The following is an 8,671-nucleotide window of genomic DNA, read 5'->3' on the forward strand; positions in this document are numbered from 1 at the left end:
CGGTCGGGGACGGTGCTGGGCAGCTCCCGCAGCCAGGACGCCACGTCGTCCGGCCACCAGCGGCCGGGCGACAGCCGGCCCAGCTCCGCGGCGACCCGCGACGGCGAGGAGGGCGCCGGGACGACGCGGGCCGGCGCGGCGCCGGAGAGGACGCCGAGCCACCAGTGCCGCGCGGTCTCGGGCATCTCCTCGGGATCGAGGACGACGTAGTAGTCGGGGAGCTGCGCCGTGCCGGAGCGCAGCGCGGCGAGGGCCTCCTCGACGGCGACCTCCAGCGGGCCGGGCGCGGACGCCCCGTCGAAGAACGCGGTCCAGGCGTCCCGGACGGCGGCGAGCGGGTCGTCGTCGTGCACCACGTAGGTGCCGCCGGCGCGGCCCACCAGCGCGGCGAACTCGGCGGGCGGGACGTCGCCGCGGACGAGGGCGCGGACGTTGTGGAGCCCGCCCAGCCCGGCGACCACGTCCCCGGCCCTCTCCCCCGCCACGACGACCACGGTGCTGCTCGATCGGCGCATGATCGGAGTCTATGATGCGGGCGTATCGGACCGGTTCAGGCCGAGGGGGACGCCCCCGAGCCCCCGTCCGGCTTCGTCGGGGATCAGAGGAGTGAGATGACCACCAGGCCGACCGAGGACGACCTTCTCGCCGTGTTCACGAGGGCGGACCTCGGCAAGGACGAGCGGCTCGACCTGATGGAGTTCACGCTCGTCCTGGAGCACCTCGGGCTGTCGTGGTCGCGCGCGGAGACGCAGGACAGGTTCGAGAGGGCCGACGCCAACCTCGACGGGTTCATCTCCTACGGCGAGTACCGGGCGATCCTCGAGGAGCAGGGCTGGGCCTGACCCCGGACGCGACGGAACGGAACGGGCCCGCCGGCGCGACCGGCGGGCCCGTTCCGTTCGCGCCGGTCAGACCCGGCGTCCGCGCAGCTCGCGGTACCTGCGGACGAGCGCGGCGGTGGACGCGTCCGGCGCGTCCGAGGGCGGCTCCTCGGAGGTGAGCGCGGGCGCGAGGTCCTGCGCCATCACCTTGCCCAGCTCGACGCCCCACTGGTCGAAGGAGTCGATGCCCCAGACCGTCCCCTCGACGAACACGATGTGCTCGTAGAGGGCGACCAGCTCGCCGAGCGTCTTCGGGGTCAGCTTCGGGACCAGGATCGTGCTGGTCGGCCGGTTGCCCGGCATCACCTTGTGCGGCACGACCGCGGCGGGCGTCCCCTCGGCGGCGATCTCGTCGGCGGTCTTGCCGAACGCCAGCGCGGACGTCTGCGCGAGCAGGTTCGCGGTGAGCAGGTCGTGCATGCCGGCCCGGTCCTCGAACGGCTCGGCGAACCCGATGAAGTCGGCCGGGACCAGCCGGGTGCCCTGGTGCAGCAGCTGGTAGAAGGCGTGCTGGCCGTTGGTGCCGGGCTCGCCCCAGAAGATCTCGCCGGTCTGCGCCACGACCGGCGCGCCGTCGGCCCGCACCGACTTGCCGTTGGACTCCATCGTCAGCTGCTGCAGGTAGGCGGGGAAGCGCGACAGCCGCTGGCTGTAGGGCAGCACGGCGCGGGTCTGCGCGCCGAAGAAGTCGGTGTACCAGACGCCGAGCAGGCCCATCAGCACCGGCATGTTCGCCTCGAACGGCGCGGTGCGGAAGTGCTCGTCGATCGACCGGAAGCCGGCCAGCATCTCCCGGAAGCCCTCGCCGCCGATCGCGATCATCAGCGACAGGCCGATCGCGCCGTCGAAGGAGTAGCGGCCGCCGACCCAGTCCCAGAAGCCGAACATGTTGTCGGTGTCGATGCCGAAGTCCGCGACCCGCTCGGCGTTGGTCGACACCGCGACGAAGTGCCGGGAGACGGCCTTGTCGTCGCCGAGGGCGTCGATCAGCCACTGCCGCGCCACCTTGGCGTTCGTCAGCGTCTCCAGCGTGCCGAACGTCTTGGAGCTGATGACGAACAGCGTCTGCTCGGCGTCGAGTCCGGCGAGCTTGCCGAGGATGTCGGCCGGGTCGATGTTGGAGACGAACCGGCAGGAGATCCCCGCGTCCACGTAGTCGTGCAGCGCCTCGTAGGCCATCGCGGGGCCGAGGTCGGAGCCGCCGATGCCGATGTTGACGACGGTGGTGATCCGCTTGCCGGTGAACCCCGTCCACTCCCCCGACCGGACCCGTTCGGCGAACCCGGACATCTTGTCCAGGACGGCGTGCACGTCGGCGGCGACGTCCTGCCCGTCGACCGTCAGCGACTCCCCCGGCGGCAGCCGCAGCGCGGTGTGCAGGACGGCGCGGTCCTCGCTGACGTTGATGTGCTCCCCGGAGAACATCGCCGCGATCCGGTCGCGCAGCCCCGCCCGCTCCGCCAGCGCCACCAGCAGCCGCAGCGTCTCGTCGGTCGCCCGGTGCTTGGAGTAGTCCAGGCAGAGGTCCCCGGCGGTCACGGTCATGCGCTCGACGCGCCCCGGGTCCTCGGCGAACAGCTCCCGCAGGTGCCGGCCCGCGAGCTCCGCCTGGTGCTCGGCCAGCGCCGTCCACTCGGGCGACTCGGTGATATCAGCCATTGCCTCTCTCATCTCCTCGGCGGGGCCGGACGGGCGCCGACGGCCCCCGGGCGCTCCGCCGTCCCCCACGGCGATCATAGGTCGGCGGCGCGCGGCGCTCGCAACGCTCTCCCCAACCGCGGAGTGTTCACACCCGGATGACCGGTTCGTCCGGCCGCGCGGATAAGGTCGGCGCCGTACGCGGCCGGACGGGTTCCGGCGGGTTCACGGGGAGGGTGCATGGGCGTCCCGCGGGACATGGCGCGGCTGTTCGAGCTGACGGCGCTGGGCGGCGACGTCTTCGTGGCGGACTCCCCGTCGGTGGGGCGGTCCCGGCTGTTCGGCGGGCAGGTCGCCGGGCAGGCGCTGCGGGCCGCCTGCCGCACCGCGGACGGGCGGCCGCCGCACTCGCTGCACGCCTATTTCATCCGTCCCGGCGTCCCCGAGGAGCCGCTGCGGTTCGAGGTGGCCCGCACCCGCGACGGGCGCTCGTTCTCCACCCGGCACGTCACCGCGAGCCAGGGCGGCAAGCCGATCCTGGAGCTGATCGCCTCGTTCCACGAGCCGGAGGACGGGTTCGACTGGCAGGCGCCCGGCCCGTCCGGGACGCCGGCCCCGGAGGACCTGCCGGAGCACTGGACGCCGCCCGGGTTCTCCCGGCACCCCGACGGTTTCGAGGTCCGCGTGGTGGACCCGCCGGACGAGGACGGGTTCCCCGTGCCGCAGCCGTTCTGGATCCGGACGGACCGGCCCGTCGGCGACGATCCCGCGCTGCACGCCTGCCTGCTGGCCTACCTGTCCGACATGGGGATGGTGAGCAGCGCCCGCGCGCCCGGCTCCCCCAAGCGGCTCGCCACCGCCGTCACCTTGGACCACGCGATGTGGTTCCACCGCCCGCCGCGCGCGGACCGGTGGCTTCTCTTCTCGGCGGGGCCGGTGACGAACCACGGCGCGCGGGGCCTCGCGCGCGGAACCCTCCACACGGCGGACGGCACGCTCGTCGCGTCCATCGCCCAGGAGGCGCTCCTGAGGCCCGCCGCCGGCTGAGCCGGCGCCGCCCCGCGCGCACGGCGCGGGGCGGGATCCGGGCCGGTCAGGCCTCGGCCGCGGCCAGCGCGGGCGCGGGGGCCGGGGAGGCCGCCGGAGCCGGCGTGGCCGCGACGGCCGCGCGGGTGCGGCGCACGCGGGCGAAGCCGTAGGCGGCGGCGGACGCGACGGCCAGGCAGACGACGCCGGCCAGCATGAGCGCGGTGCGGGGGCCGAGGGTGTCGCAGAGCGCGCCGAGCGCGGGGCCGCCCACCGCGCCGGACGCGGCGCCGACCATGCCCTGCGCGGCGATGACGCGGCCGCGCAGGTGGCCGGGGCTGTCCAGCTGGACACGGGTGGCGACGGTGGTGTCCAGGACGACGGCGCCGGCCGCGATCGGCAGCATCGCGGCGCCGAACAGCGCCAGGTTCGGCGCGAAGCCGCTGAGCAGCTGGCCCGCGGAGCAGATCGTCGCCGTGATCAGCAGCAGCTTGAGCGGGAGCCGGGTGCGGGACGCGGCGTACACGCCGCCGAGGACGGTCCCGACGGCGAAGAGCACCGACAGGGCGCCGTAGCCGCCGGCGCCGCCGTGCAGCGGCCCCTGGCTCATCGCCGCCATCGTCACCTGGTAGTTGCGGCCGAGGCTGCCGAGCGCGAAGGCCAGCCCGAACATGATCAGCAGGCGGGGGTTGCCGAGGACGTACCGGAACCCGGCGACGATGCCGCGCTCGCCCGGCTCGGCGGGCGGCAGCACGTGCAGCTCCCTGGTGCGCATCAGCCCGATGGCGACCAGCACGCCGAGGAAGCTCACCGCGTTGGCCGCGAACGCGCCGGGCACGCCCGCCAGCGGGATGATCACGCCGGCGAGGCTCATGCCGAGGATCCGGCCGCCGGAGCTCAGCACCGAGCCGAGCGCCAGGCCGTTGGACAGGTCCTCCGGGCCGACGACCTCGGCGCCGAACCGGCCGAGCGCGGGCGAGGTCATCGCGGTGACCATGCCCGACGCCAGCGAGATCGCGTACAGGCCGCCGGTGCCGGACGGGTCGCCGGCGGCGATCACCGCGAGCACCGTGGACAGCGCCGCCTGGGCGATCTGCCCGGCCGCCACGACGTACCGGGCGGGGAGCCGGTCGGCGATCACGCCGCCCCACGGGCCGAGCAGCATGGTCGGCAGGGCCTGCAGGACCAGGCCCAGCCCGACGCTGGTGGCCGAGTGGGTGATGGACAGGATGAGCCAGTTCATCGCCAGGACCTGCATCCACGTCCCGGTGATCGAGACGAAGTCCGCGGTGGCCCAGAGCCGGTAGTTGTGATGGCGCATCGAGCGCAGCATCACCGGGATCGCCAAGGTCCTCTCCCCTTCAAAGGCACTGTCAAAGGGGGTTAAACGCCACCGCTTCGATGGAACGTTCCGGTCAAGGGAAGTGCGTGAGCCATGTCACGTTTGACCAGGTCAGGCTTGGGGAGCGGCGAACCGGCCCGGAGCCCCCGCCCCGCCGGGGATCCCGCCCGCCGCGGCCGCCCGCCGCCGTGTTTCCTGGGAGGGCGCACGGGCACGTCCCCGATGAACAGGCGGACACCCAGGGAGCATCCGGACATGACGACGATCGCCACCACCAATCCCGCGACCGGGGACGTGGAGAAGACCTTCGACGAGCTGACCGAGGAGGAGATCGACCGGCGCATCGGGCGGGCCGCCGAGACGTTCGCCGCGTACCGCACGACCGGCCTCGGGCGCCGCGCGGAGTGGATGAACGCCGCCGGCGGGATCCTGGACGACGAGGCCGAGCAGATCGGCGCGATGCTCACCACCGAGATGGGCAAGACGCTCAAGGCCGCGATCGCCGAGGCGCGCAAGTGCGCGAAGGCGTGCCGCTACTACGCCGCGCACGCCGCGGAGTTCCTCGCCGACCGGCCCGCCGACCCCGAGGCGGTCGGGGCCCGGGACGCCTACGTCCGCTACCAGCCGCTCGGGCCCGTGCTGGCGGTGATGCCGTGGAACTTCCCGCTCTGGCAGGTGATCCGCTTCGCCGCGCCGGGGCTGATGGCGGGCAACGTGGGCCTGCTGAAGCACTCCTCGAACGTCCCGCAGACGGCGCTGTTCCTGGAGGACCTGTTCCGCCGCGCGGGGTTCCCCGAGGGCGCGTTCCAGACCCTGCTGATCGGGTCGGCGAAGGTCGAGCGGGTGCTGCGCGACCCGCGGGTCAAGGCGGCCACGCTGACGGGCAGCGAACCGGCGGGGCGGTCGGTCGCCGCGATCGCCGGGGACGAGATCAAGCCGACGGTGCTGGAGCTCGGCGGCAGCGACCCGTTCGTCGTGATGCCGTCGGCCGACCTCGCGGCGGCCGCGGAGGCGGCGGCCACGTCCCGCTGCCTGAACAACGGGCAGAGCTGCATCTCCGCCAAGCGGTTCATCGTCGACCGCGGCTGCGCCGACGAGTTCGAGCGGCTGTTCGTGGCGAACATGCGGGCGCTGAAGGTCGGCGACCCCATGGACGAGGACACCGACGTCGGCCCGCTGGTCAGCGAGCAGGGCCGCGCCGACGTCGAGGAGCTGGTCGCCGACGCGGTGGGCAAGGGCGCGACCGTGCTGTGCGGGGGCGAGCGCCCGGACCGTCCCGGCTGGTACTACCCGCCGACGGTGATCGGCGACGTGACGCGGGACATGCGGATGTTCCACGAGGAGGTCTTCGGGCCGGTGGCGTCGCTGTTCCGGGTCGACGGCGCGGAGGAGGCCGTCGAGCTGGCGAACGCCACCGGGTTCGGCCTCGGGTCCAACGCGTGGACGCGGGACGCGGGCGAGCGGGAGCTGTTCGTCCGCGAGCTGGACGCGGGCCAGGTCTTCGTCAACGGGATGACCACGTCCTACCCCGAGCTGCCGTTCGGCGGCGTGAAGCGGTCCGGGTACGGGCGCGAGCTGTCCGCCCAGGGCATGCACGCGTTCTGCAACGTCAAGACCGTGTGGGCGGCCTGATCGGCGGCGGCGCCGGATCGTCGGCGGCCTTGATCGCCAAGGGCTAGGCTGGCCGCGGAGGTGGCGCTGTGACACGGATCGAGCAGGGTGCGGTCGTGGTCCGGGGGGACGAGGCCGAGACGATCGGGGACGTGCCCGCGGCGGTGCGGCTGCTCGCCGACTCCAGCAGCACCGGCGGCGCGCTCAGCACCCAGCGGGTGACGCTGGCGGCCGGCGGGAACGGGGCGACCCCGCACTACCACGCCGGGTCCACGGAGCTGTTCTACATGCTGGGCGGCACCGCGCAGATCCTCGCCGGGGAGCAGGTGCTGGAGGCCGGCGAGGGCGACCTCGTCGTGGTGCCGCCGAGGATGGCGCACGCGTTCGCCGCCAAGCCCGGCAGCACCGCCGACCTGCTGATCGTCATCACGCCGGGCGTCGAGCGCTTCGACTACTTCAGGCTGCTCGGCCGGCTCGGGAAGGGCGAGGCGACGCTGGACGAGCTGCTGGAGTCGCAAGAGCGGTTCGACAACCACTTCCTCGACAGCCCCGAATGGACCGAGGCCCGGTCCTGACCTAGGGGACGACCCGGAACGTCGTGCGGGCGGGAGCGCCCCCGGCGCCGGCGGAGAAGGTGTGCGTGCCCAGGGGCAGCGGGCCCGCCACGAACTCGTGGGCCTGGTTCACCGCGTAGTTGAAGGTGCCCATGTGGTCGACGACCGGGCCGGGGCGCTCGCCGTAGCCGTCGAGGCTCACCTGGATGCGCTCCCCCGGGCGCCAGCCCGTCCCGTGCACGACGAAGACCGTCGCGCCGTCGCCCTGCGGCTGGTTGACGACGATCCGCGGGCCCCCGGTGGGGCGGTCGCCGGCGCCGCCCAGCGGGGCCGGCGGTTCCGCCGCCCTCCCGGCGGGCGGCCGTCCCGCGTCCGGGGGCGTCCCGGTGGAGTCGCCGCCCGACCAGAAGGTCCTGGCCAGCAGCGCGCCGACGCCGATCAGCACGACCGCGGCCACCGAGGCGATCGTGTTGCGGGGCTCGCGGAAGAACGTCCGCGCCGCCGAGGCCGACGACCGGCCGTCCCGCGCGCCTCCGATCACCACCGGCGGACGCTCCCGCACCGCCACGGGGTCCTCGGGCCGCGGACCGAGACCCTCCGGCCCCGGTTCGGCGAGCGGGAGCCGCGGCCCCGCCGCGTAGTCCCTGACCAGGCCCAGCGCCGTGCCGGACAGGCCCGGCTCGTCGCGGCCGTGGCGCAGGTACTCCGCCACCGACGCCAGCACGTCGCCGGGCGACGGCCGCCGTCCGGGGTCGCGGGCCAGGCAGCCGCGTACCAGCGTCTCCAGCTCCACGGCGAGCCCGGACAGGTCCGGCGGCAGGGTGGCGAGCTGCGCCATCAGCTCCAGCGCGCCCTCGCCCCGGTAGGGGCCGTGCCCGGTCGCCGCGTAGAGCAGGGTCGCGCCCAGCGCGTAGACGTCGCTCGCGGCCGTCACGACCCGCGACCCCTGCGCCTGCTCGGGCGCCATGAACGCGGGGGTGCCGACCGCGACGCGGCTGAGCGTCATCCGGGCCCGCTCCCGCGCGTGCGCCAGGCCGAAGTCGATCACCCGCGGCCCGTCCGCGCACACCAGCACGTTGGACGGCTTGAGATCGCGGTGGACGAGGCCCGCCGCGTGGATCGACTCGAGCGCCTCCGCGCATCCGCCCGCCAGCCACCGCACCGCCGGGACGGGCAGCGGCCCCGCCTCCTCGACCAGCAGCTCCAGCGAGGGCGCCGGGACGTAGGCCGTCGCGAGCCAGGGCACCGCGGCGTCGGGGTCGGCGTTCACGACCGAGGCGGTGTAGATCCCGCTGACCCGCCGGGCCGCCGCGGCCTCGTGCGCGAAGCGGGCGCGGAAGTCGGTCTCGCGGGCCAGCTCGGCCCGGATCGTCTTGACCGCGACGAGCCGTCCCGCCGCGGAGCGGCCCAGGTAGACGCGGCCCATGGAGCCCGACCCGAGCCTGCCGAGGAGCACGTACGGCCCCGTGGCGGCGGGGTCGCCCGCCTCCAGGGGGCCGAGCGGCGCGTCGCGCCTGACCATGTCGCCTCCCGCGGCCGCCTGCCTCACATGGTGCACAACGCGGGACGCCGATGGCCGCCGCGGGCGCGAAGCGTCCGATGGCGGCCAAGGGCCCGGG

Annotated in this window: 8 protein-coding genes; 4 read left to right on the forward strand and 4 right to left on the reverse strand. The window is 74.6% G+C overall.

What is annotated here, in order from left to right:
* The coding region (locus ABZ914_RS40685; protein WP_500199950.1) for a hypothetical protein at positions 1 to 515 on the reverse strand (515 nt) is incomplete at its 3' end.
* Between the two features lie 96 nt (positions 516 to 611).
* Here ABZ914_RS40685 and ABZ914_RS40690 point away from each other — a divergent pair.
* A complete protein-coding gene (locus ABZ914_RS40690) occupies positions 612 to 842 on the forward strand; it encodes an EF-hand domain-containing protein (protein WP_190867843.1) in 231 nt (76 codons plus the stop codon).
* 66 nt (positions 843 to 908) lie between these two features.
* Here the strand turns inward: ABZ914_RS40690 and pgi are convergent, their stop codons facing one another.
* On the reverse strand, positions 909 to 2,540 hold the full coding sequence (gene pgi / locus ABZ914_RS40695) for a glucose-6-phosphate isomerase (protein WP_500199953.1): 1,632 nt from the start codon (positions 2,538 to 2,540) through the stop codon (positions 909 to 911).
* 219 nt (positions 2,541 to 2,759) lie between these two features.
* Here pgi and ABZ914_RS40700 point away from each other — a divergent pair, with 219 nt between their 5' ends.
* Positions 2,760 to 3,566, forward strand: coding sequence for an acyl-CoA thioesterase (locus ABZ914_RS40700; protein WP_500199954.1), 807 nt, complete (start codon positions 2,760 to 2,762; stop codon positions 3,564 to 3,566).
* 46 nt (positions 3,567 to 3,612) lie between these two features.
* Here ABZ914_RS40700 and ABZ914_RS40705 read toward each other — a convergent pair whose 3' ends face one another.
* Positions 3,613 to 4,893, reverse strand: a complete 1,281-nt coding sequence (locus ABZ914_RS40705) for an MFS transporter (protein ID WP_500199957.1) — start codon at positions 4,891 to 4,893, stop codon at positions 3,613 to 3,615.
* Positions 4,894 to 5,142: 249 nt separating this feature from the next.
* Here ABZ914_RS40705 and ABZ914_RS40710 point away from each other — a divergent pair, with 249 nt between their 5' ends.
* Together ABZ914_RS40710 and ABZ914_RS40715 are read left to right on the forward strand one after the other, a co-directional pair.
* Positions 5,143 to 6,519 (forward strand): NADP-dependent succinic semialdehyde dehydrogenase, encoded by a 1,377-nt coding sequence (locus tag ABZ914_RS40710; protein WP_500199958.1) that lies wholly within the window; start codon positions 5,143 to 5,145, stop codon positions 6,517 to 6,519.
* Between the two features lie 68 nt (positions 6,520 to 6,587).
* Positions 6,588 to 7,073, forward strand: coding sequence for a cupin domain-containing protein (locus ABZ914_RS40715; RefSeq protein ID WP_190868874.1), 486 nt, complete (start codon positions 6,588 to 6,590; stop codon positions 7,071 to 7,073).
* 1 nt (position 7,074) lies between these two features.
* Here the strand turns inward: ABZ914_RS40715 and ABZ914_RS40720 are convergent, their stop codons facing one another.
* Positions 7,075 to 8,574: a serine/threonine-protein kinase gene (locus tag ABZ914_RS40720; protein WP_500199959.1), complete on the reverse strand. Its 1,500-nt coding sequence runs from the start codon at positions 8,572 to 8,574 to the stop codon at positions 7,075 to 7,077.
* Between the last annotated feature and the right edge of the window lie 97 nt (positions 8,575 to 8,671).

The organism is Spirillospora sp. NPDC046719 (genome assembly GCF_040645715.1).
In the GTDB taxonomy this organism is placed as follows: domain Bacteria; phylum Actinomycetota; class Actinomycetes; order Streptosporangiales; family Streptosporangiaceae; genus Spirillospora.

What these genes read in the sequence shown, in the direction of transcription:
- pgi (WP_500199953.1), bottom strand. Translation starts at nt 2,540, where the DNA reads ATGGCTGATATCACCGAGTCGCCCGAGTGGACGGCGCTGGCCGAGCAC.
- ABZ914_RS40700 (WP_500199954.1), top strand. Translation starts at nt 2,760, where the DNA reads ATGGGCGTCCCGCGGGACATGGCGCGGCTGTTCGAGCTGACGGCGCTG.
- ABZ914_RS40720 (WP_500199959.1), bottom strand. Translation starts at nt 8,574, where the DNA reads ATGGTCAGGCGCGACGCGCCGCTCGGCCCCCTGGAGGCGGGCGACCCC.
- ABZ914_RS40690 (WP_190867843.1), top strand. Translation starts at nt 612, where the DNA reads ATGACCACCAGGCCGACCGAGGACGACCTTCTCGCCGTGTTCACGAGG.
- ABZ914_RS40710 (WP_500199958.1), top strand. Translation starts at nt 5,143, where the DNA reads ATGACGACGATCGCCACCACCAATCCCGCGACCGGGGACGTGGAGAAG.